Annotated in this window: 24 protein-coding genes; 15 read left to right on the top strand and 9 right to left on the bottom strand. The window is 63.8% G+C overall.

Going from position 1 to position 22,252, the window contains the following annotated elements; genetic code table 11:
* Nucleotides 1–41: 41 nt before the first annotated feature.
* Both ACYOEI_RS24195 and ACYOEI_RS24200 read right to left on the bottom strand, forming a co-directional pair.
* Nucleotides 42–722: an isochorismatase family protein gene (locus ACYOEI_RS24195; protein ID WP_462852197.1), complete on the bottom strand. Its 681-nt coding sequence runs from the start codon at nt 720–722 to the stop codon at nt 42–44.
* A gap of 68 nt (nt 723–790) precedes the next feature.
* Nucleotides 791–1,540, bottom strand: coding sequence for an SDR family oxidoreductase (locus ACYOEI_RS24200; protein WP_462852198.1), 750 nt, complete (start codon nt 1,538–1,540; stop codon nt 791–793).
* A 176-nt stretch (nt 1,541–1,716) separates the two neighbouring features.
* Here ACYOEI_RS24200 and ACYOEI_RS24205 point away from each other — a divergent pair, with 176 nt between their 5' ends.
* On the top strand, nt 1,717–2,037 hold the full coding sequence (locus ACYOEI_RS24205; protein ID WP_462852199.1) for a winged helix-turn-helix transcriptional regulator: 321 nt from the start codon (nt 1,717–1,719) through the stop codon (nt 2,035–2,037).
* Nucleotides 2,038–2,149: 112 nt separating this feature from the next.
* On the opposite strand, the gene ACYOEI_RS24210 is transcribed toward ACYOEI_RS24205, so the two are convergent.
* A complete protein-coding gene (locus tag ACYOEI_RS24210) occupies nt 2,150–2,821 on the bottom strand; it encodes a TetR/AcrR family transcriptional regulator (RefSeq protein ID WP_462852200.1) in 672 nt (223 codons plus the stop codon).
* Nucleotides 2,822–3,047: 226 nt separating this feature from the next.
* Between ACYOEI_RS24210 and ACYOEI_RS24215 the strand changes: the two genes are divergently transcribed.
* The 4 genes from ACYOEI_RS24215 to ACYOEI_RS24230 all read left to right on the top strand — a co-directional run bounded on the left by ACYOEI_RS24215 (nt 3,048) and on the right by ACYOEI_RS24230 (nt 6,237).
* Nucleotides 3,048–4,037 carry a zinc-dependent alcohol dehydrogenase family protein gene (locus ACYOEI_RS24215; protein ID WP_462852201.1) on the top strand — a complete coding sequence of 330 codons (990 nt, stop codon included), beginning with the start codon at nt 3,048–3,050 and terminating at the stop codon, nt 4,035–4,037.
* Nucleotides 4,038–4,237: 200 nt separating this feature from the next.
* Nucleotides 4,238–5,272, top strand: coding sequence for a saccharopine dehydrogenase NADP-binding domain-containing protein (locus ACYOEI_RS24220; RefSeq protein WP_462852202.1), 1,035 nt, complete (start codon nt 4,238–4,240; stop codon nt 5,270–5,272).
* A gap of 185 nt (nt 5,273–5,457) precedes the next feature.
* Nucleotides 5,458–5,850: an efflux RND transporter permease subunit gene (locus tag ACYOEI_RS24225; RefSeq protein ID WP_462852203.1), complete on the top strand. Its 393-nt coding sequence runs from the start codon at nt 5,458–5,460 to the stop codon at nt 5,848–5,850.
* A gap of 156 nt (nt 5,851–6,006) precedes the next feature.
* Entirely contained in the window at nt 6,007–6,237 is a 231-nt protein-coding gene (locus ACYOEI_RS24230; protein ID WP_462852204.1) for an efflux RND transporter permease subunit, read from the top strand.
* A gap of 119 nt (nt 6,238–6,356) precedes the next feature.
* Here the strand turns inward: ACYOEI_RS24230 and ACYOEI_RS24235 are convergent, their stop codons facing one another.
* The 3 genes from ACYOEI_RS24235 to ACYOEI_RS24245 all read right to left on the bottom strand — a co-directional run bounded on the left by ACYOEI_RS24235 (nt 6,357) and on the right by ACYOEI_RS24245 (nt 7,754).
* Nucleotides 6,357–6,998 (bottom strand): DUF7002 family protein, encoded by a 642-nt coding sequence (locus ACYOEI_RS24235; RefSeq protein ID WP_462852205.1) that lies wholly within the window; start codon nt 6,996–6,998, stop codon nt 6,357–6,359.
* Nucleotides 6,995–7,153, bottom strand: coding sequence for a hypothetical protein (locus ACYOEI_RS24240; protein ID WP_462852206.1), 159 nt, complete (start codon nt 7,151–7,153; stop codon nt 6,995–6,997). The genes ACYOEI_RS24235 and ACYOEI_RS24240 overlap by 4 nt, the downstream gene beginning before the upstream one ends.
* A gap of 175 nt (nt 7,154–7,328) precedes the next feature.
* Nucleotides 7,329–7,754 (bottom strand): Rrf2 family transcriptional regulator, encoded by a 426-nt coding sequence (locus tag ACYOEI_RS24245; protein WP_462852207.1) that lies wholly within the window; start codon nt 7,752–7,754, stop codon nt 7,329–7,331.
* A gap of 335 nt (nt 7,755–8,089) precedes the next feature.
* Here ACYOEI_RS24245 and ACYOEI_RS24250 point away from each other — a divergent pair, with 335 nt between their 5' ends.
* Nucleotides 8,090–8,662: a hypothetical protein gene (locus ACYOEI_RS24250; RefSeq protein WP_462852208.1), complete on the top strand. Its 573-nt coding sequence runs from the start codon at nt 8,090–8,092 to the stop codon at nt 8,660–8,662.
* A gap of 627 nt (nt 8,663–9,289) precedes the next feature.
* Nucleotides 9,290–10,672, top strand: a complete 1,383-nt coding sequence (locus ACYOEI_RS24255; RefSeq protein ID WP_462852209.1) for a TolC family protein — start codon at nt 9,290–9,292, stop codon at nt 10,670–10,672.
* A 343-nt stretch (nt 10,673–11,015) separates the two neighbouring features.
* On the opposite strand, the gene mug is transcribed toward ACYOEI_RS24255, so the two are convergent.
* Together mug and ACYOEI_RS24265 are read right to left on the bottom strand one after the other, a co-directional pair.
* Nucleotides 11,016–11,519 carry a G/U mismatch-specific DNA glycosylase gene (gene mug / locus ACYOEI_RS24260; protein ID WP_462852210.1) on the bottom strand — a complete coding sequence of 168 codons (504 nt, stop codon included), beginning with the start codon at nt 11,517–11,519 and terminating at the stop codon, nt 11,016–11,018.
* Between the two features lie 136 nt (nt 11,520–11,655).
* The gene (locus ACYOEI_RS24265; RefSeq protein WP_462852211.1) at nt 11,656–12,264 is read right to left on the bottom strand and encodes a TetR/AcrR family transcriptional regulator; all 609 of its coding nucleotides are present in this window, start codon (nt 12,262–12,264) and stop codon (nt 11,656–11,658) included.
* Nucleotides 12,265–12,469: 205 nt separating this feature from the next.
* Between ACYOEI_RS24265 and ACYOEI_RS24270 the strand changes: the two genes are divergently transcribed.
* From ACYOEI_RS24270 to fabF, 6 genes are all read left to right on the top strand, one after another.
* Nucleotides 12,470–13,714, top strand: coding sequence for an efflux RND transporter periplasmic adaptor subunit (locus tag ACYOEI_RS24270; protein WP_462852212.1), 1,245 nt, complete (start codon nt 12,470–12,472; stop codon nt 13,712–13,714).
* A 4-nt stretch (nt 13,715–13,718) separates the two neighbouring features.
* Complete coding sequence (locus ACYOEI_RS24275) at nt 13,719–16,901, top strand: efflux RND transporter permease subunit (protein WP_462852213.1); 3,183 nt, start codon at nt 13,719–13,721, stop codon at nt 16,899–16,901.
* Between the two features lie 86 nt (nt 16,902–16,987).
* Nucleotides 16,988–17,842, top strand: coding sequence for an isocitrate lyase/PEP mutase family protein (locus ACYOEI_RS24280; protein ID WP_462852214.1), 855 nt, complete (start codon nt 16,988–16,990; stop codon nt 17,840–17,842).
* A gap of 446 nt (nt 17,843–18,288) precedes the next feature.
* A complete protein-coding gene (locus ACYOEI_RS24285) occupies nt 18,289–18,522 on the top strand; it encodes a DUF1272 domain-containing protein (protein WP_462852215.1) in 234 nt (77 codons plus the stop codon).
* A gap of 288 nt (nt 18,523–18,810) precedes the next feature.
* Entirely contained in the window at nt 18,811–19,104 is a 294-nt protein-coding gene (locus tag ACYOEI_RS24290; protein ID WP_462852216.1) for a hypothetical protein, read from the top strand.
* A gap of 110 nt (nt 19,105–19,214) precedes the next feature.
* A complete protein-coding gene (gene fabF / locus ACYOEI_RS24295; protein ID WP_462852217.1) occupies nt 19,215–20,507 on the top strand; it encodes a beta-ketoacyl-ACP synthase II in 1,293 nt (430 codons plus the stop codon).
* 241 nt (nt 20,508–20,748) lie between these two features.
* Here fabF and ACYOEI_RS24300 read toward each other — a convergent pair whose 3' ends face one another.
* On the bottom strand, nt 20,749–21,246 hold the full coding sequence (locus ACYOEI_RS24300) for an ATP-binding protein (protein ID WP_462852325.1): 498 nt from the start codon (nt 21,244–21,246) through the stop codon (nt 20,749–20,751).
* 149 nt (nt 21,247–21,395) lie between these two features.
* Between ACYOEI_RS24300 and ACYOEI_RS24305 the strand changes: the two genes are divergently transcribed.
* Together ACYOEI_RS24305 and ACYOEI_RS24310 are read left to right on the top strand one after the other, a co-directional pair.
* The gene (locus ACYOEI_RS24305) at nt 21,396–21,539 is read left to right on the top strand and encodes a hypothetical protein (RefSeq protein WP_462852218.1); all 144 of its coding nucleotides are present in this window, start codon (nt 21,396–21,398) and stop codon (nt 21,537–21,539) included.
* A 185-nt stretch (nt 21,540–21,724) separates the two neighbouring features.
* Nucleotides 21,725–22,105 carry a hypothetical protein gene (locus tag ACYOEI_RS24310; RefSeq protein WP_462852219.1) on the top strand — a complete coding sequence of 127 codons (381 nt, stop codon included), beginning with the start codon at nt 21,725–21,727 and terminating at the stop codon, nt 22,103–22,105.
* The last annotated feature ends 147 nt before the right edge of the window (nt 22,106–22,252 follow it).

The following is a 22,252-nucleotide window of genomic DNA, read 5'->3' on the forward strand; positions in this document are numbered from 1 at the left end:
GTGGCCGGAAGGGCGTCAGCCCGACTCGACCAAAGCGTGCCTCAGCTTTTCGCGGCTTCGGTCATCCGGCGGACTGCCTCCTCCGTGGTCCACACGGCATTGGCCATGAACCGCCAATTCACCATCGCGGCCTGGTAACCGTCCCCCTCCTCGTTCGTCCCGCCGGCCGTGGCATCGCGGACCATCGCGATCTCGAAGCCGTTCGTGATGAGCTCGCGCATGTGACCTTCGAGGCAGAGGTTCCCGACGGGGCCGGCCATGATCACCTTGTCGATCCGCCGCCGGCGAAGCTGGAGCACCAGGTCGTTGGTGGGCGAGTAGGTCTTGTGCGGCGAAGTGACCGTCGTCTCGCCGTCCTGGAGATACTTCCTGAGATGTTCGGGGAAATCGGCGCCCGAGCCTGCAAAGCCTTCGAGGCTGAGCGGATCACGTCGCGCCGCCACCCCCCCCTTGAGCGCGAGATCCTCCATCGCGCCGAGCGGAGCGACCCATTTGTGATCGTGGGGATAGAAGTAGTGGGGCGAGAGGAAGACGGGAAAGCTGTAGTCCTTCGCGGCCTTCAGCAGAGCCTCGATGTTTGCATTCACGTTGTTGCGTTTCAGCCCCTCACGGATCATGCTTTGGTAGATGCCCCCCTCCGTAAGGAAATCGTTCTGAATGTCCGTCAACACCAGGGCGGAGTGTTGCTTGTCCAAGTTCATCTCTACGCGATGTGTGAACATGGTATCTCCTGTTGATTGTCCTTCATCGTTTCCGGTCGCCGTGAAAAATGGGCCTTCCCGCCTGCGAATCAGAGTTGAGTCCGTCCGCCGTCCACGGCCAGCTCGCACCCGGTCATGTAAGACGATTCGTCGGAGGCCAGGAAGGCGACCACGGTGGCTATCTCCTCGGGTGTGCCGAATCGCTTGAGGGGGATCTGATCCTGGATCACTTTGCCGAGCCGTTCGACGGCCTCGGCCGGTAGGCCAAGCTTGCCGTAGATCGGGGTCGAGATCGGGCCGGGGCTGACGGCGTTGACCCGCACCCCGACCGGGAGGAGTTCCGTCGCGAGCGTCCGCGTCAGCGACCTCACCGCCGCCTTGCTGGCGGAGTAGGCCGACGTGCCCGCCGCCCCGATATGGCCGAAGAACGAGGTGTTGAAGATGACCGCCCCGCCCTTGGCGAGCAGCGGCAACGCCTTCTGCGCGGTGAAGAAGGCACCCCTGAGGTTCGTGTCCACCACCTCGTCGAACAGGCTCTCGGGGGTTGACTCGAACGGCGACAACTTGGCGACGCCAGCGTTGACGAAGAGGACGTCGATCCGCCCGAAGCGCTGCTCGATCGCAGCGAAGAGGCGATCGAGGTCGGCCATCACCGTAACGTCGGCCTGGACGGCCAGCGTATCGTCCCCTAGCGCGCCGCCGGCCTCCGAGAGCGTGCGCTGGTCACGACCGGAGATGACGACCGCGGCCCCTTCCTTCTGGAACTGGTGGGCAGCCGCGAGTCCGATCCCGCTGCTGCCGCCCGTGATCACCGCAACCTTGTCGCCGAACCTGCTCATCGTTCCGTCCTCGCTCGAATCGCTACCGAATCCGATCCATGAATGGGCGAATCCTAGGACGCTACCCTTGAACGTGGCAAGTAGGCACAATAATGTGTGGTAGTGAGAAAAAAGATACCAATGGGGCGGCGGAAACCATGAGGCACAAGAGCTACGACAGGCATTACGGTTGTCCGATGGAAGCCTGCTTGGAGGTGATCGGCGGCAAGTGGAAGGGGGTCATCCTCGGCTACCTCCTTGGCGGGACGATGAGGTTCGGCGAGTTGAAGCGTAAACTCCCCGAAGTCACCCAGCGCATGCTCACGACGCAGCTGAGGGAGCTGGAGGCCCACGGCATCGTCGATCGGAAGGTCTACGCCGAGGTGCCTCCGAGGGTCGATTATTCGCTGACGGAGTTCGGGCGCACGCTGGAGCCGATTCTGATCCAGATGAAGGGATGGGGGGAGGGGTTCCTGGTCCGGGTAGCGAGCCAAACTCGGACGGGGCAGTCTTCCTGAGGCGCGGAGACTCGCGCATGACTCACGGCAGATCCACCTGCACGCTCAAGCGGTGGATGGAGGCCCGTGGCTGATAAGAGGCGGGAGTGACCGAAGTCCGCTGCGATCGACCCTAGGGCTTGCCGCCGGATCGGCGTTTCGGCTTGACGCGGGTTTTCGCGGCCTTCGCCGGAAGCCTGGCGGTGATCAGCGCGTCAGCCGCCCGCCGCAGCAGCGTGGTCGCCTCGCCCGGCTCGTACATCGGCGTGCTGACGAAAGCACCGTTGATGAGCACAGCGAGCTGGCCCGCAAGTTCTTCGGGCGACTCGCAATTCAATTTCTCCACGATGACCCTCAGTCGGCGTCGCATCTCGAGTTTGTGCGCCTTGGCGAGCTTGCGCGCCGGATGATCGAGCTCGGGATACTCGGCCGCGACATTGATTTGGGGACAGCCTCGATACTCCGGCCGGGCGACGCGTTCGCCGATCCAATCGAGCTGCGCATTGAGCTCGGCCCTGGGGTCCGTCGGGTGCTCCTCCGCGACTTTATCCCAAGTCTCCCAGAAGTCCTGGTCCATGCGCTGCAGGAAGGCAACAACGAGGTCGTCCTTCGCCCCGAAATGGCGATAGAGGCTCGTCTTGGCCACGCCGGCCTTCTCGACGACGAGGTCCACGCCGACCGCGCGGATGCACTGGTTGTAGAAGAGCTCCGTGGCCGTGGAGAGGATCTTGTTGCGGACGTCGGCCCCACCCTGACCGACAGAGGAATTCCTGGGCGTTCTGATGCGATCCCCTTGATTAGCCATAAGGGGATTCTACCTGAAGCTTTCTTGACACACTACGGAGCCATCTGTATCGTCCGAAACAGACAGGTCTGTAGCAATGAGAATTCTAAGGCCGTTCGGCATCAAGGCCGACGACGAATCGGTTATTGCGGGATGACAACGGGTTCGTCGAATCCGATCGCCGCTATCCGGACAGCTCATGGCCGGGAACGATTCGCCATTTTGTTGAGACCAAAGGGGATAAGAGATGTCACGAGTCGTTCGATTCAAAGAGGTCGGCGGGCCCGAGAAGTTGGAAGTTCTCGAGGAGGAAGTCGCGGCCCCGGGCAAGGGCGAGGTGCGCATCAAGGTCAAGGCGCTCGGGCTGAACCGCGCGGAAGCGGCCTTCCGCCGGGGGAAATACTTCGAGACGCCGATCCTGCCGGCGAGGATCGGCTACGAGGCGGCCGGCGTGATCGACGCCGTCGGCGCCGACGTCGAGAACTTCAAGGCCGGGGACGTCGTCTCGACGGTGCCCAACTTCTCCATGAACGCTTACGGCGTCTACGGCGACACGGCCATTGCGCCAGTGAGTGCGGTGGTGAAACACCCCTCGAGGCTCTCCTATGAGGAGGCCGCATCCGTCTGGATGGCGTATCTCACGGCCTACGATGCCCTCATCGGCTCGGCTCGGCTTTCTCAGGGCGAATTCGTCCTCATTCCCGCCGCCTCCAGCAGCGTCGGCATCGCCGCGATCCAGCTCGCGAATCTGGTCGGGGCTGTCCCCGTGGCCCTGACGCGAACGAGCGAAAAACGCGAACGGCTCAAGGCCGCCGGTGCCGCCCATGTGGTTGCGACCGAAGAGCAGGATCTCGTCGCCGAGGTGAAAAAAGTCACCCGTGGCAAGGGGGCGGAGGTCGTCTTGGATCCGGTGGGCGGCCCGACCTTCAACAAGCTGATGGAAGCCGCCGCTCCGCACGCGCGCATGCTGGTCTACGGCGCGCTGAGTCCGGAGCCGATCGTGCTGCCACATTTCTCGCTCTTCCCGAAGGTGCTGAACATCTCCGGCGCCGTCCTGCTGACGACCACGTCGGACCCCGACAAGTTGAAGGCCGCCGTCGCCTGGGTCGTTGACGGCCTCGAGTCGGGCGGGCTCAAGCCGATCATTGCCAAGACGTTCAGCCTCGATCAGATCGTCGAGTCCCACCGCTTTCTCGAAGCCAACACACAATTCGGGAAGATCGTCGTGACCGTCTGAAGCCACGGCCAGAGGGCCCCCTCCATGGCGGAGGGACCGGCGCTGCTGGTTAATCCGGCCGATCGCCGTAAGACCGCCCACGGAGTGGGTCGCCCCTGAGGCGTCGGTCCAGCGGTCCGATGCTGGTGGGCTTGACACGAAACATACGGTTCTGTAGCGTCCGATACAAACAGGTCTGTAGCTTGCGAATGGAGGGGCGGATGGGCCAATCAATGGCGACCGAGTTTGTGGTGGCCGTCGTCGCGGCGACCGGCTACACGGGCCGGTTTATGGTTGCGGACCTGCTGCGGCGCGGCATTACGCCGATCGCCATCGCGAGGAACGCAGGGGCGCTCGAAGCGGCGGGGTTCGACGAGAGGGTCATTCGCCGACACGCGACGATCGATGATCCAGGGTCGCTCGATCGGGCCCTCGTCGGGGCTCACGCGGTCATCAACGCCGCGGGGCCGTTCTTCGACACGGCTGAGGCCGTCGCCGACGCGGCCTTGCGAGCCAAGATCCACTACACCGACGTCTCCGCGGAGCAGGGAGCGACGGCCAGGATCTTCGAGAAGTTCGACGGGCCGGCGCGCGAAGCGGGGATCGTCTTCCTCCCCGCGATGGCATTCTTCGGCGGCCTCTCCGACCTGATGGTCACCGCCCTCATGAAGGGGTGGGACGCGGCGGACCGGGTGGAGACCTACATCGGATTCGACAGGTGGCATCCCACGCAGGGGACGCGGAATACCATCGAAGGTAAGCGCGTCGGAAATCTGATCTACGTCGGCGGCCGGCTCACGCCCGCTCCGTCCCAGCCCGCCCAGAAGACCTGGATTTTTGAGGAACCGGTTGGTGAGCAGGTCGTCCTCGAGGTGCCGTTCTGCGAAACCATACTCCTCTCGCGGCACGTGAAGACCGCCGAGCACCACAACTATCTCACGCAGATCGCAATCAAGGACGTCCTTAATCCCTCGACGCCCGGGCCGAAACCCGCCGACGAGATGGGCCGATCCGACCAGAACTTCGTGGTCGATGTGATCGTCACTCGCGGTGACGAACGACGGCGGGCCATTACGCGCGGGCGCGACGGATACGCGGTCTCCGCCCCCCTCACCGGGATAGCGGTCGATCGCCTGGTCCGGGGTGAATTCATCACGGTCGGCGCGAGGGCCCCCGGAGAGGTCTTCATCCCCGAGGACCTGCTCAAGGCGCTCGGGCCGGAACATGCCACGTTCAGGATGGTGACCCCTGCGTGACGGGTCGCGGTGTGCCTCATTTCCGGCCTGTTTCGGGCCGAAGGGGATGGCGATCGGGATGAGGACCGACAGTCATCCAGTGAAACCTTCAGTAGGCCCGAATATCGTGCAAGAAGTGGAAGAGCTCGGGCTAATCGACTCTGACCGTTGGCACGAAGCCGTGGCCGCGCGGGATCATCGATTCGATGGCTGTTCTTCGCGGCGGTCAGGACCACGCGCCTCTATTGCAGGCCGATCTGACGATCGAGTGGACCGACCTTGCGTGCCTGGAGCAATTCGCGGGCAACATCGCACTGTACAACTTCGCTATCTGCGTGCTCTTCGCCTTCCTCGTGCACTCGGCGGAGTGTGAGGGCTGGTCGCTGCCGCTGACCATCATCTTGATTGCCCCGACTTGCCTCCCATTCGCTTTCGGGGAAATGTGGCTGCGCGGTATGGGCAACAACCTGATCACCCAGATCAGCTTCGTCGTGCTCCTCGGCCTGGCGGCCAAGAACGCCCTTCTGATCGTGGAGTTCGCCAAGCAGCAGGAGGAACTTGGCCAGGATGCCTTCGAGGCCGCCGCCGAGGCCTGTTGACTTCGGCTCCGGCCGATCATCATGACGCCCCTCGTTAGCTGTTCACAGTCTGGAGACCCTGGAAAACAAGCGGTTTGAGTGAACAGGATGTTCCCAAACCGATTGTCTTGAGGAGCACAGGCCTCCGAGACCCCTTGCTTTCAGCCTCCCCAGGATTTGGACGGCTACCTAGCCTTCATCTTCGGCGTCCTCCCGTTTGCCTGGACGGTCGGTCCGGGCTCCGAAATGGGGAAGGTGCTCGGGATCACGGTCTTTAGAGGGATGCTCGGCGTCCCGATCTTCAGCCTGTTCCTCACCCCGGCGTTCTATGTCGCCCTTCTCAAGCTGAGCGGAAGGCCCCGGGAGACGTCGCTCGTTCATGAGGCCCGGGCAGGAGCGGGTAATTGATCGGTGCGCATCACTTCGCACGTGGCGCCGCCCTCGCTCGCGACCACTTCCCGAGCATCGAGCCGAGGACCCTGCTCGGATATCTCTACAGCACGTCGTACCTGGTGACGAGAGAACTCTCAGCTCTCCTGGAACCGCTCGCCCGCTGCGAGACGGATCGTGGTGAGCACGTATTGCATCGCGTCGGGGATCGCTCCGGCTATCGTCAGCTCGGCCGGCTGGTGCGATGATTTCCGCTCCTTGGTGCCGAGCGACATCGCCTCGCTTGCCCATGCCGACTCGATCCACGTTGAGTAGGGGACGAACGTCGCGGCCCCGCGTCGCGCGGGCCGACGTCGGGCATTACCGCTGTTGATCGGGCTGACAGTCGCCGCATGGCCATAGCCCCGGACCAGACGCGCGGCGTCCATGGTGAGGACGATCTGCGGCCGTGATCGGCATGCGGCTCGCTGCCGGTTGAGCCGGTCCGGATCGAGCCAGAAGAACACCCGAGCGTTCACCAGGGCATACCAGTCGGCCGGATCCATGCCGACCAGGCAGGCGAGCAGGGCGGTGGCCGGCATCGGCCGCTGATCTCGGATCTCGACCCCATCCGGCAGTATCGTGTGGGCTGGCCGCTGCGACCGCACCAGTCGATTGCGGTCGGACTCGCTCAGCCCGGCACGGGCGATCAATTCCGCTGCCGGCAAGAGGCCGCTGCGCCGGATCGACGGCCAGTTCGACTCCTCGGCCAAGTGGTATACATGCCGTGGCAGTTTCATCCGCGCGTCACTTTCTGCTGATCATTCGCGGCGCGGCGAACGAATTCCTGAATCGCCTGCGGCACGTCCTCGGTCCGGTGATGGCTGGCGAGCTCGTCGAAGCGGCCGTGGATGGCAGCGAGTGTTTCGCAGTCGCGTGCCATCGGCAACTCCATCCCAACTCCCAGGAACCAAATCCTCGGCGGCGCATGGAGGCAACCCGGACCGCCGGCAGCAGAAGCCCCTCACTTGCATAGTCCCCATGGAGTCGGTGCCCTGAGGACGGCATCCCGACCCTTGCATTATTGAAATGCGACGACTAATATCACAATAAGGAGCGTCGGAAAACTGTCAGCCTTCCCGCCGCCGAATGTCGGCGACGATGTCGGCGAGGCTCGTCCTGCCCAGGGCTCGCTCATAGCTCGCCTGAGTATCATTGAAAACCGTCGAGAGGCTATCTTTGATATGACAGCTGATCGGGCATTCTTCATCGACGGGGTATTCGTGGATCGTGAACACGCCCGGTGCGGCGCTTGCCCGATAGATCTCCAGGAGGGTGATGTCCTCGGCGGGGCGCGACAGCACGGAGGCTCCGGTCTTGCCGCGCGTCGTCTTGACGAGGCCCGCCTTGACGAGCTTGGAGAGCGAGCGGCGGACGAAGCTGGGCTCGGCCGCGACGCTCTTCGCCAGCGTCGAGGAATTCAGCGCGTGGTCGTAGTACCCGAGGACCGTCATGATGTGCACGGCGACAGAAAACTGGACGTTCGAGCTTCGCATATTGTGACTTCGGCTCTAATCATGTCGCGCCCCGTCAAAAGCTCGAGACCGACTCGGCGCGCACCTCATCCGCTCCTTCATGTGAGCGTCCAGTCGAAGGAGCCACACGCTCAGTCATTCTAAACGAGCGATGGCGCCAAGTCGATGACCGTGGATCGAACGCGCGGCTCTCTTGCTTGTGTCAGATGCAATCAAGATTGGTGAAAGCCAAGGTCAGCGCCTGAGCGAACAGTAGTTGTTCTATCGCCAACCGTTCGTCTGCTCAATGTCGCGGAGATCCGGCCGCTCATCGTCAAGAAACCCGTTCGCCGACGCCTGCCGTTAAGGAGAATTGCATGCCCGAAGTAACGGCCATATTCATCATAAGCCTCACGACGGCAGGGATTTCGATGCGGTCGGCAGTGGCCGGCATCTGCGCGAAGGAGATGGATCGCGAGCCCGGCAACGGATGGAGGAGCATCGAGTCTCTCCTCGGCGAGGCGACGATGGCCCTGAGGGAGACGCTCGTAACCATCCGCCATGAAGATCTGCCGGAAGTTCCCGACGGCTTCGAGGCCCGTTACGCCCGCTGGGGGACGGGGGCCGAACTGGAAGAGACCGTCCCCGACCTGACCCTCATCTTCTCGGAGCACTTGGAGACCCTTATTGGAGCTCTGCGGAGCCTCGGACCACACCATCTGAGCGAACCCGTCGACTCACCGGGCGCCTTCGATGAGGATGGGCTCTTCTACTTCGCGACGGTCGAGAAGATGATCCTCTCCGTTTCCGGCTACATTCACCTCTTGGCCGGCGAGGCGTCGGTGATCCGGCTGGCGCTGGGTAAGCCCGCCGCGCTCGACCCGTGCGATGAGCTGCTCCGCTTGACCGATCGACGATCGAGTGGGGGCGAAAAGACCCGGGATTTCTAAATTGTGCCTTTTATTGTTACGATAATACCGAAGGCGGGATCCATGGTCCCCCTGATCCGCCCGTCGCCTGGGGCGACACGCCTCCCGTTGCTATTGCTGGCCGCGGGCGCCAGAGGCGAACTGCCGCCTCATCGAGGTGTCCGACGTCCAGGTCGAAGAGCTTGTCTCGTTCCTAGACTGAGCAGGGCCTTCATCCCTTCTCAATTCAACGCGCTGCGACGGTTTAAGCCTCGGCTCGCTGTTGCCTCATGACACTCTCCACGGCCATGCGGCCGCTGCGCTCGATTACGCCGGCATGTATTTCCATAGAGCCTGCTGCGTTCTACGAATCCTCGGAGTAGAGAGACATGCGGACGTGGCGAGTGGCACGTCTGCGCCCATCCGCTCCGCCGGTCCCTGTTGAACGACGTGCCGGGTGTCCCAGCGGCAGCGAGGGCGGATCGTGTACGGTCGGAGGTCTGCCGGGCGGGGACTCAGCGACGCAGAGACGGAGAATCGATGCCGGTTCCGCAACAAGACAGAAGAATGGAGGACGGTCCTCCGGATCGGCCGAAAGTTCGCCAGGGCGGCGAGGCAAGCCGCAAGAACAAGGATGCTCGCCTAGCCCACGGAAGGGTGGTGATTCTGATGACGAGAATTTCTGGGGCCGTCCTCGCACTGACGGCGCTCCTCGCCGTAGGGCAGCCGGTCCGCGAGGCGCGAGCGGAAAGCCTCGACCATGCCTGGGGCATCGCTCTCCAGGTCAATGACAGGTTGCAGTCACAACATGTGTTGAGCAACGCGGCAGGAGGCGACCTGTCCGCCGCGAAGCGGGCACGGTTGCCGACCGTGACTACGCAGAACTACAACTTCCTCCTCACCAACTCGCCGACGGTCAATCTCGGCTCAAGGATCTCACCGAGCACGGGCCTACCACATTACTTCCCTGCGATAGGGCAGAATCAGAACGATCTTCCAATATCGCTCACATTTGCAAACCTGCCGCTCTACACCGGCGGCAAACTCCTACGCGACATCGATGCCGCAGGCTTTCGGATGAACACGCAGCGGCACGAGGAATCTCGGACCGCGCTCGACCTGAAACTGATCGTAGCCGAGTCCTACATCGGCGTCCTTCGCGCCCGGCGGAATCTCGACGTTGCAAGGAGCAATGTCAAGCAACTCTCGTCCTTCGCAAAGGACGTAAAGACTCGCCGCGAGCAGGGGTTGGCGATCCGCAGCGATGAACTGGCGGCCCAGGTCTCTCTGAAGAACGCCCGGATCGGCGAGATCCAGGCGGCAAACGCGCTGAAGACGGCTTGGGCGACCTACAACCGCTATCTCAGTCGCCCCCTCGGCACTGTCGTTGAACTCGACGAGCTGTCGAAGGTCCCGCCCATGGACGCTGACTGGAAGGCGCTCGCAGAGCGGGCTATGGAGGCGAATTCGGATTCCGGGGAAATGAACGAATCCGAGCTCGCCTCGTTGACCAGTCAAGCGATGAGGCGTCCTGAACTTGCCAGCCTGACCTCGCAAGCGCAGACGTTCGGTGCCCAGGCACGGTCGACGCTCTCGAACATTCGTCCGCAAGTCGGCATCAGCGGCGGTTTCGCGTTCCTGGGAGCCGACGGCCTCGCGCCCCAAGGATACGGGGCGATGTCGCTCTCGGCCAACTGGACCATCACCGACAGTGGGGCTACACGCCGACGCGCCGCGGCGATCCGCCAGCGAGAGTTAGCCACGCTCAACCAGCGCGCTGACCTCGGAGCCGATATCGCTCTCCAGGTGCGAACCCGGTGGATCGACCTGCAAACGGCCCATCTCCGAGTTCCAGTCGCTCGCGACGCGGTCGCCCAGGCCGAAGAAAACACCAATGTCATCAGAGATCGTTATGCCAATGAAGTGAGCAATTATACGGAAGTTCTCGACGCCGAGAATCGGCGAATCCAGTCCCTTTACAACTTCTATAGCGCGCTCTACGACGAGAGCCTCGCCATCTTCCGGCTCCGCCGAGCTGTCGGTGACTTGTAATTGTTTGGAACACCACCTCACATGGTTGTATAAGAGGCAGGCATGGGCAGCGCCTTTTTCCGGCCCCTCCATCTGCATGATCTCAATTGGACGACCGTATATCAGCAATCCGGACCTCGTGGAGCGGTTCAGGAACGGTTGGCCGCTGGCGGCACCGGACGAGACGACCTGGTACTCGCCGAGCGGGGAGTAGGGTACACGGATTTCCCGGCTCATGAAGCCTGACAGGCAGGGAGAGCCATGAGCCTCATGCGCTTCAGGTCGACGGACGCCCCGTGCTACTACGACGGCAGCACGGCGATCTTCACTCGTGATCGCGTGGGCGACTTGGCCCGACCGAGGATCAAAGCTGCCGCCGAAGTTCGGAGTAGGCTCCCACGAGAGCTTCGAGCGTGAACCCCCTGTTAAGGCCGCTTGGGTTGGGGAGTACCCAGGCCTTCGTCCCCGCGAATCCCGTGGGGAGCTGACCCCACTCGACTTCCGGCAGGCCGAGCATGACCAACACGGCCCGCTTCCCGAGAAAGGCGATCGAACGAGGTGCGTAACGCCGCATCTTCGCCTCAAAGCCGGGCCGGGCTGCTCTGAATTCTTCCGGCGATATCTCAGCCGCCCGCCTGGTCGGCCGGCGGACGACCGCGGTGATGCCGCATCCGTAATCGAGCAGGCGGCGCTCGTCTTGAGGTCGGAGGCAGACGCCCGTGAACCCGGACAGATGCAGCACCCGCCAGAAGCGATTTGATGGATTCGAGAAATTGTGGCCTGCTACCGCGGCGCCCGCGGCGGGGTTCAAGCCGCAAAATATCACGTCGAGACCGTCACCAAGGATGTCCGGCTCATATCCGCTCAACGCATCACCCCACCGCTTCCCGGCCTCTATCGATCCCCGCGACGAAAGAGGCACGGCCCGTCCACCCGTCCTCGCCGGGGGAACAGGAGACGACTCGCTCTTCGCCCAGCGAAAGGCCGGCCTCGGTGTACTTGAGTCATTGGCCGGTCGATGCAGCGGGCTTCGACCGGTGCCTCATCCGCGAGGTCGCCAGGCGCTTCCTCGCCTCGCCGAGGATCGTGTCCGAGAGTTCGCGGTCGTCGACCATTCTCGCCAGCGTGGCCGCCCCGATGAGGGAGGACAGCGTGAAGATGGCGTCGGCCTTCGCCGACGCCGCGCTCCTGGTGTGCCCTCGCGCGGCAAGGGCGTCGATCAATTTGCGGACGCTCAGCGATGCGGCCTGGCGCGTCTCCGCGTCGGCCCGCACCAGCTCGCTCCCGAGGGCGGTGAGCGGGCATGGCCCCAGACAATCGTCGCGCCGCTCGCCCGAAAGGTAGTCCTCGAAGTGTTTCAGGAGGCTGTCCTCACCCCCCTCGGCCGCGGCCGCGGCCGAGCCGATGAACTGTTCCATGTCCGCCGCGAAGGCCTCGGCGACCAGCTGGTCCTTGGATGCGAAATGGCGGTAGAAGCCGCCGTGGCTCAGCCCCGCGGCCGCCATGATCTCGGCCAATCCGGTCCCGAGGATCCCTTTGCGTCGGAACTCCTGAGCGGCGACCTCCAGGATCCGCCTCCGGGTTTCCGCCGTCTCCTCTCTCGATTTTTTCATCCGAACGACCCTCCCGGAAAAATCTTAGCTGTTGGCTATCATGTATAGTAACGCCGATGACCGGGATTTTCCAGCCATTGACAATCGCCGGTGGCTCTCTTATAAATTTTTATAGAGGACGTCGATCATCTATCGAGCGTCGAAATGAGGATGGGGGACTGGCGAGGAAGTCGATAAACACAAGGTCATTTGAAGGACTTAGACGATGGATGCAGTGAACGTCAGCCTCAACCAATTGGAAGCCGCCCCCTCCGCCCACCAAAGTTCGACGGGGCGCGGCGTCAAGATTCTTGCGAGCACGGCTGTCGCGCTGGCTCTGCTTGTAGCTGCAACCTTCGCAACGCGATACCCGTTCCCGTCGTCGGTAGAGGCTGAAACGGCTCCTCCTCCGGCTCTCCCGACCGTGATCGTCAGCACGCCACTCCAGCGCGACATCGAGGGTAGGCTCGGATTTTTGGGCCAGTTCTCGCCGGTTAAGCGAGTCGAGCTGCGTGCCCAAGTCGGCGGCACGCTGACCGAGATCGGCTTCAAGGATGGCGATGTCGTCAAGCAGGGCGACCTTCTGTTCGCGATCGACCCGGTGCCGTACGAGATCAAGCTGAGTCAGGCGCAGGCCCAGTTGCACAGCGCGAATGCGCGCCTGACTCTCACCGCCCGCCAGCTCGACCGTCGCGAGGCTCTGAGGCGCCGAGACGCGGGCACCGCTGAGGAAGTCGACCAGTGGGCCGCGGAACAAAGGGCGGCCCAGGCATCCGTAGAAGGCGCCAAGGCGATGATCCGCGACGCCCAGTTCGACTTGGATCGCTGCCGCATCACGGCGCCCTTCACGGGCCGCATGGGGACCCATCTCGTCTCCGTCGGCAATCTGATCGCGGGGAGCCGGGGCGGGGTCGCCACCACCCTCCTGGCGACGCTCGTGTCGCTCGACCCGATCTGGCTCGACTTCGACATGAGCGAAGCGGATTACCTGACGTTCGCCCGTGAACGTGCGACCCAGAAGGGGCCGCTCGCCGACAAGCTCCAGGTGTCGCTCGGCGACGAAAAAGTTTACAGCCGCATCGGCACCCTCGACTTCATCGACAATGGCCTCAATCGATCGAGCGGCACGATCCACGCCCGGGCCACCGTGGCCAACGCCGACCTGCTGCTGGCGCCCGGCGTATTCGCCCGGGTCCGCCTGGCGTTGCCGAACCATTCGGCCTCTCTCCTCGTGCCGGACTCGGCCGTACTCCCCGATCAATCGGGGTACGCCGTCATGACCGTGGGGTCGGACGACGTGGTGAAGCCGAAGGCCGTGCAGTTGGGCGACCTTCGCGGCGGTCTGAGGGTGATCCGTTCAGGCCTCGACCCCACCGACCGGGTCGTCGTCGAGGGCGTTGAGACGACGACGCCGGGATCGAAGGTCTCGCCGAAGGCCGGTTCGATCAAGTTCGGGAACGACCAGGACTAATCCCATGAAGCTCGCGCATTTCTTCATCGACCACCCGCGATTCGCCACGGTGGTCAACGTCTTCATCGCCCTGTTCGGCCTGGCGGCGATGATGCTCCTGCCGATCTCGCAGTACCCGAGCATCGTCCCGCCGACGATCCAGATCTCCGCCTACTATCCGGGCGCATCGGCGGAGACGATCGCACGCTCGGTCGCGACGCCGCTGGAACAGTCGGTGAACGGCGTCGAGAAGATGGACTACATCACCAGCCAGTCCACGGGCGACGGCCGCCTCGCCATCACGGTGATCTTCAAGATCGGCACTGACCCGAACACGGCGCTCCTGCTCACGAGGAATCGCGTGCAGGACACGCTGTCCCGCCTGCCACTTGAGGTGCAACTCCAGGGCGTGCAGGTGAAGAAGACTATCCAGGCGCTCCTTCTGGGCGTGCACGTGTACTCGCCGGACGGATCTCGCAGTGCCGAGTACATGTCGAACTACATGCTCCGCATCAGGGACGAGATCGCGCGGCTCCCGGGCGTCTCGGATTTCTGGACCCTGGGCGAGCGGCAGTACGCTATGCGGATCTGGATCGATCCGGACAAGGCCGCGGCCTATAACATCAACGCAAATGAAATTCTGGATGTGTTGCGCGCCCAGAACATCCAGGTCTCGGCGGGTGTGCTGAATCGGCCGCCGGTCACGAACCCCGCGGCCTACCAGATCAACGTCGAGGCGCTGGGCCGTCTCACGACCCCCGAGCAGTTCGGCGAGATCATCGTCAAATCGGACCACCTGGGGCACGTCACTCGCATCCGCGACATCGGCAGGGTCGAGCTCGGCTCGATCGACTATGGCTCCTTGGCTTATGCGGATCGCCATGTGGCGAGCCCTTGGTGGGTCATCGCCACGCCGGATGCGAACGTGGTCCAGGTCGAGCAGGCGATCTGGGCCAGGATGGCGGAGCTGAAGAAGAGCTTCCCGCCGGGCATCGACTACATAAAGATCTATGACCCGACGACCTTCGTGAGCTATTCCATCGAGGAGGTCATCGAGACCATCTTCATCGCGATCGCCCTGGTGGTCGGCGTCGTCTACATATTCCTGCAGAGCTGGCGGGCGACGATCATCCCGGTGGTCGCCATCCCGATCTCGCTGATCGGCACCTTCACGGCCCTGGCCGGGTTCGGCATGTCGATCAACAACCTGTCGCTGTTCGGCCTGGTATTGGCGGTGGGGATCGTGGTGGACGACGCCATCGTGGTGGTCGAGAACGTCGAGCGGAACATGGCCCTCGGCATGCAGCCGCGCGAGGCGGCGCATCAGACGATGACCGAGGTCTCCACGGCGCTGATCGCAATCGCCCTGACCCTCTGCGCCGTGTTCGTCCCGACGGCCTTCATCTCCGGCATCTCGGGGCTGTTCTTCCAGCAATTCGCGACCACCATCGCCGCTTCGACGGTGATCTCGTGCTTCGTCTCCCTCACGCTGAGTCCCGCCCTCTGCGCCGTCCTCCTGAAGCCGCACGAAGTGGGGGAACACCACAAGAAGCCGAACGTCCTGGGCCGTCTTGGTCGGCTCTTGTTCGGCCGCTTCAACGCCGCCTTCGAGTGGCTGTCCGCGAGCTACGGCAAGGTGACTGGCCGCCTGGTCAGGGCGACCGCCGTCATCGTGGTCGTCTATCTCGGGCTGATTGGCCTGACGGGCTATCAGATGTCTCGCATGAGCAGCGGCTTCATCCCGGATCAGGACATCGGTTACTTCGCCATCGTGATCCAGCTGCCGCCGGGCTCGAGCCTGGCGCGGACCGACAGGGTGGTGCGCGACGTGAACGACATCGCCCTGAAGACCCGCGTCGCGCATACCTCGCCCGCTACCGGGTACGACGTGACCACCGCGACGGTCGCCCCCAACGTGGGGACGGTCTTCTGCTCGCTGCCCTCGTTGTACGGGATCTCGGAGCCCGGTTCGGACGCGGTGACGATGATCGAATCCCTGCGCAAACGCTTCGTCGGCTACAAGGATGCCAACATCCTCGTGATCCAGCCGCCGCCCGTCCAGGGCCTGGGCACCGCGGGCGGCTTCAAGCTGATGCTCGAAGATCGAGCCGGAGTGGGCCCAGAGGCGCTCGCCAAAGCGGCCAACACCCTGGTCGCCGCGGCGAACAAGGATGCGACGTTCGGCGGCGTCTTCACCCTCTACAACGCGTCGTCGCCCTCGGTCTACGCCGACATCGACAGGCTGAAGGCCGAGAAGGTCGGCCTGACGCCGACCGACGTATTCTCCACCCTCCAGCTCTATCTCGGATCGCAGTACGTGAATGATTTCAATTATCTCGGGCGCACATATCCGGTGTTCGTCCAGGCGGACGAGCAATTCCGGAGGACGACGGAGGACGCCTCGCGGTTCAAGGTGCGCAACGCCTTCGGCGAGATGGTGCCGATCGGCTCGGTGGCGAGCTTCAGGGACAAGCCCGCGCCTTACCGCGTGCCGCGCTACAACCTCTTTCCCGCCGCCGAGGTCATGGGCGCGCCGGGGCCCGGGGTCTCCTCGGGCACGGCGATGAAGCGTATCGCCGAGATCGCCCGCGAAGTGCTCCCCACCGGCATCGCGACGGAGTGGACCGATCTGGCCTTCCAGCAACAGAAGCCGGGCATCCCGACTCTCGTCATCTTCGCGGCCTCCGGCCTGTTCGTCTTCCTCGTGCTCGCCGCCCAGTATGAGAGCTGGAAGACGCCGCTGGCGATCCTGCTGATCGTGCCCATGTGCCTGCTCGCCTCGGCTTTCGGTCTCGACGCCCGGAGCATGCCGATCGACATCCTGGCCCAGATTGGATTCGTGGTGCTCCTGGGATTGGCGGCCAAGAACGCAATCTTGATCGTCGAATTCGCGAAGCACCGGCAGGACAACGAAGGCGATTCCGCCGAGCAAGCGGCGGTACACTCCGCGCAGACGCGCCTCCGCCCGATCCTGATGACCTCGCTCGCCTTCATCGCGGGCGTGGCGCCGCTGGCCGTCGCGACCGGGGCCGGCTCGGAGATGCGCCAATCTCTCGGGACTGCGGTGTTCTCCGGGATGATCGGCGTGACGATATTCGGGCTCGTGTTCACCCCTGCGTTTTACACGATCATTCATAGGAGCAAATCGAGAGATCGGCAGCAGGTCGAGCCCGCCGATCAGCCTGATACGCCATTTGCCGCTACGTAAAGCGCGCACCGGAAAACGTTCACCTGAGCCTGCGTCAACTGCCCTGGCGCGTTCCTTGTGACTTGAAATCGAAACGGAGATTCACGATGCCCAGCCAGTCAGAACTCTACGAACGCTTCCGGGCCTTGCACGAAAGGCCCGGAGGATTCATCATGCCGAATCCCTGGGACGGCGCGTCCGCCCTCCTGATGAAGGACGCGGGCTTCGAGGCCTTGGGCACGTCGTCGGCGGCGATCGCCCTGTCCCTCGGCCGACAGGACGGGCGTCATGCCGTCAGCCGCGACGAGCACCTGGCGAACGCGCGGCTCATCATCCGCGTCACCGGCCTGCCCGTGAACGGCGACCTCGAGGACGGCTTCGGCCCGGAGCCGAGCGACGTCGCGGAGACGGTCGAGGCGGCGATCGCCGCGGGGCTCGCCGGAGTCGGGATCGAGGACACGACCGCCGACCCCGAGCGGCCGATCCACGACTTCGATAAGGCCGTGGCCAGGGTGAAGGCTGCTGCCAAGGTCGCCAAGGGCCGCATCGTGCTCACAGGCCGCACGGATAACTTCCTCCAGGGGCGGCCGGACCTCGACGACACGATCCGGCGGCTCGTAGCCTTCGCCGAGGTCGGCGCCGACGTCCTCTACGCACCCTACCCGAGCGACATGGACGCGGTACGCGCCATCGTACGTGCCGTCGCCCCGAAACCGGTGAACCTGGTCGTCGGCACCATGCAAGGGATCGCACCCTGGTCCGAGGTCCAGGCAGCCGGCGTGGCGCGGCTGAGCCTCGGCGTCGCGCTCTACGCTCGCGTCATGGGAAATCTTGCCCAGGCGGCGACCGAGCTCTTGTCCGGCGACTTGGCGACAGGCTCCGGCGAAAAACCCTCGACCACTCTGGGGATCGACTTCGGCCAGCTCCACAAGCGGATCGGTCAGGTTACCGGCATGGCCTGAAGGCACGGCATGAACGAGGGGGCGATATGCACACAGGCGGGCAGGGGGGGCGTGCCCGGAATGGGCCTGTTGCCTTTCCCCCCGTCCCGCTCTAAAATCGCACGCTCGAAACAGACAGGTATGTTTCAAGGACCCGCAAACCAAGACGATAGCGGTCCTTAATCCAGGAGAATTTTGACGCGGCCACCGAAACCGTCGGCAAGGACATCGAGTTGAACCTCGGCTTCTTCGACCACAAGATTCGGTTAGAAAAAGCTCGCGCCGAAGCGAGGATGTCCATCAATAAGGGCGAGAAGGTCTTCGGTTGCCCAGGAGAGTGCTGCAACATCAACTGACCCACGTCCAGCTCGATCGCTCCGCCGTCTGGCGGCGGCATCGGGTCGCGCTGGGCCGGGCCCGATCGGCGAGGGCTGCGGCGGACGAAGACCTGGCTCCGAGATTAAATAATGCTCCAGATTCGCCCCAACTGTGAACGCTGCGACGGAGATCTGCCCCCGGAATCGCCCGAGGCCCGGATCTGTTCCTTCGAGTGCACCTTCTGCTCCGCCTGCGCTGAGGGCGAGTTGCACGGGCTCTGCCCGAACTGCGGCGGCGAACTCGTCGCCCGACCCAGGCGGCCGGCCGCGATGCTGGCGAAGTATCCGGCATCGACCGAGCGTGTCCTGAAGGGCGGCCAATAGGTGGGCGTGGGGCCGAGGGTCAACAAGGCCCGTAGGGGAGCCATACCTGCTTGATTTAGATCGGGGATCTCACATGACTTTGAAGGCCTATCAATGGATTCGAGACGCAGGATGACTTCTTATGGGTCATGAAACCCCAATACCAGACGGCGGAGACCCCGGAGCAGCTCCGGCAGGGGTTCGAACGCCTGGGACGCAATATCCACCACCGGCTCGAATCCCAACCCTGCGAACTTATGGCCGCCGAGTCCTCATTGGAACTCTCGCCCGCTCGGGTCCTTGGCCCTGATGTTGAGGAGCGTCCTGGTGGGCTTCGGCGGGACGGCAGTGGAGGAGCTCCCATCCGGGTTAGCCACCACCTTCCGCCCCGGCGGAGACGCCACCGAGCTAGAAGAGAACCCCGATTCGCTGATCAGGCTGTTCGACGCCCACATGGACGCGGTCTGCGCCCTCCTGCGCGGGGCGACGAGCACACAATTCTCGGAGGCGCCACCCCGCGACGATTTCGGCGTCGAGAAGTTGATGCGCATCGAGCCCCTCGGCGGATATGAAGCGGCGGCAATCCGGTACGGCGGCGTGTAGGCGATCGAACTCGCCATGCTCTGCGAAGAATTCTCATGCGCGCCGCATCGGCCGGCCGCCGTATACACAAGCGCCCAGGTGGCGTTGGCATGGTATAGGGGGCGTGAACGATGGATCGAGCCAGGCGGCGGGTGGTCGTGACGGGCATGGGGATGATCACCCCGGTGGGGGGCGACACCGAGTCGTCCTGGAGGAACCTGCGCGAAGGCCGGAGCGGTGTGGGGCCGGTCACGCTCTTCGACGCCTCGATGTTCGCCACGCGGATCGCGGCCGAGGTGACCGGGTTCAGCCTGTCGGCCTACCGGGGGGATGCCTCTCGCTGGGAGCATCACAGCCGCACCACGCAGCTCGCGCTGGCCGCGGCGACGCTCGCCATCGAGCATTCCGGCCTTGATGACGCCCAGCACGATCGGTCCCGGCTCGGCGTCTACCTGGGCTCCGGCGAGGGCCAGCAGGACTTCGATCGCTTCGCCAGCCTGATGCATCGCTCGAGCCGCGAGGGCGTCGTCGACACGGCGCGATTCACGAGCCTCGGGCTCCGAACACTCCACCCGGTCCGCGAAGCAGACCAGGAACCAGGGGGGCCCGCCGGTCACCTCTCGGCCGTCTTTGGGGCCCGGGGCGTCAACGCGACCTGCCAGACGGCGTGCGCCGCCAGCGCCCAGGCGATCGGCGAGGCGACAGAGGTCATCCGCCGGGGCGACGCCGACGTGATGCTCGCCGGGGGCACGCATAGCATGGTCCATCCGCTCGGGCTTACGGGCTTCATCCTCCTGACGGCGATGTCGACCCGGAACGACGAGCCGGAGAGGGCGAGCCGGCCGTTTGACCGGGACCGCGACGGCTTCGTCCTCGGCGAGGGGGGGGGCGTGCTGGTCCTCGAAGAACTGGGACATGCTAGAGCCCGCGGGGCCAGCATCTTCGGCGAGATCATCGGCTATTGCTCCACAGCCGACGCATTCCGCCTGACCGACAGCCACTCCGAGGGACGCGGCGCCATCGCCGCGATGAACGGGGCCTTGGCCGATGCGGGGGTCGACCCCGAGGACATCGACTACATCAACGCGCACGGGACGAGCACTCCATCGAACGACTCGATCGAGACCCTGGCGATCAAGGGCGTCTTCGGCCATTCGGCCCGCAAGGTGCCGATCTCGAGCACCAAGAGTATGACCGGCCATCTCGTCTCGGCAGGTGGCGCGGTGGAGGCGATCGCCTGCCTGCACGCCATCCGCGATGGCGTCCTGCCGCCGACCATCAATCTGGAGAATCCAGACCCGGAATGCGACCTCGATTACATCCCGAACGCGGCCCGAGAGCAAAGGGTGGACACGGTCCTTTCGAACAGCTTCGGCTTCGGCGGCCAGAACACGACCATCGTCCTGCGCCGGTTCGTCGGCTAGGACCTCGGTGCGATGCCGAACACTTCCGAGAGGCTGCCATTGATATGGTAATTGACCGGGCATTCCTCATTGATGGGAGTACCTCCGGTTCGCCAACCTCACGACATCTTCTGTGCCCAGGGGGACAAGCAGTGGTGGCAGGACCATCAGATGCCTGGCGCCATCATGATCACCTCAAATGCGCTCGGCCACTTCATGTGGAACCGGGCGCGCAAAATTGATCCACCCTGAGCGAATAATGCTAACCCACCTCGGTCTTCAGAATGGCCGCTCTGGGCAAGAGCGTCAACAAATCATCACTTGAAATTTTATATTTATTTTTTTCATCGGCTCTCGGAAACGGCAGCTCTCCGTTCATCTCGAAAATTTGCGAATAGTGGGCCAGGCGATCCAACAGCGCCGCCGTCATCCGCTCGCCCCGAAGGATTTGATTCCACTGGCTGAACGGCAGGTTGCTCGTTACCAGGATGTTGCCACGTTCGTGGCGGTCGGCTACGACTCGGAACAGGAGATCAACTCCGCCCCTTCTCATGGTGACGTATCCCAACTCATCACCGATCAACAAGTAATATAGTTCTAGAAAAACAAGAAGAGATCGAGTGTGTATTATTTTTTTGTTCCACCCCGAGTCGATTGTCCAGTCGGCCGCTGTGAAGAACCGCAACCGCAGGCCCGACCCACACGCGGCAAGTCCGAGTCCAATTGAAATATGTGTCCTTCCAGTTCTATGGCTCCTGATGAGTCAACAGTTCGATTTCTGGCCGATCCACTCGCAACGCGCCAGCTCGATAATCTTCGGCATCGACAGGGTCGAAATCGGAGAAGCCCTTCACCGGCCTGGACCTGTCCTATATCCACGACCCGACGAATCCAGAGCACGCGGAGATCGTGCGCGGCGAGCCCACCGAGTGGTACTCGGTGAGGATCGAGATCTGGATGCCCGAGGGCGTGAAGCGCGAGCCGGATATGGCCCTGAGCGATGAGAAGAGGAAGCTCTCGTTCCAGTGGCTCGAGCAGCGTCTCTGGGCGTGATGTCGGCCATAGAATGTCCGCCTTGCAGCAGAGGCGCGGAAGCGGGTGAATCAGCCCGTATGACGCGTTGGCCCGCAGTGAGCTCCCGGTGAAGGCAGCCTTCCAGTTTCGGATGGCACGCCTCCGAACGACCCGGAACTCCCCTCCGGGACGGACTGCACCTCGGCCTAGCGGGCGGCGAGATCGTGGTCGACCGCGAGTTCTACTCGGTCGAGGAGATCCGCTACTTCCAGGCCGCTCGCCATCCGTTCCTGATGCCCGTGGTGGCCCACGGCCGGCCCGCGACCCATCCCTCGGGGCCGAGCGGCTCGCAGGCCCTCAAGCGATGGAAGCGGGGCGGATGGGCCCGCCACACCCTGAGCAATTCCGCGAGGCGCAAGGCGATCGTGACGATCCGCGTGCAATGCCGCAACTCTCGCGGCGAGCGGGGTAAGAAGGGCCGTGAGGCGCTCGCCTACGCCTGCTGGTGTATCGGCCGCAAGTCGCCCGATCGGGTCCGGTTGACCTATCGGAAGCGGTTCGGGGTCGAGACCAGCTATCGCCAGATGAACCAGTGCTGGATTTGAACCACGACGCGGAGATTCGACGCGCGGTTCCTGTACGTGGAGATCGGCTTCCTGCTGCGGAGCATCTGGGTGTGGCTGCACCGGGAGGTGCTGTCGACCCCTCGCCGCGGCGGGGCGCGCTACCAGATGGCGCGCCTCCGGCTGAGG

It is taken from the genome of Singulisphaera rosea (assembly GCF_054877945.1).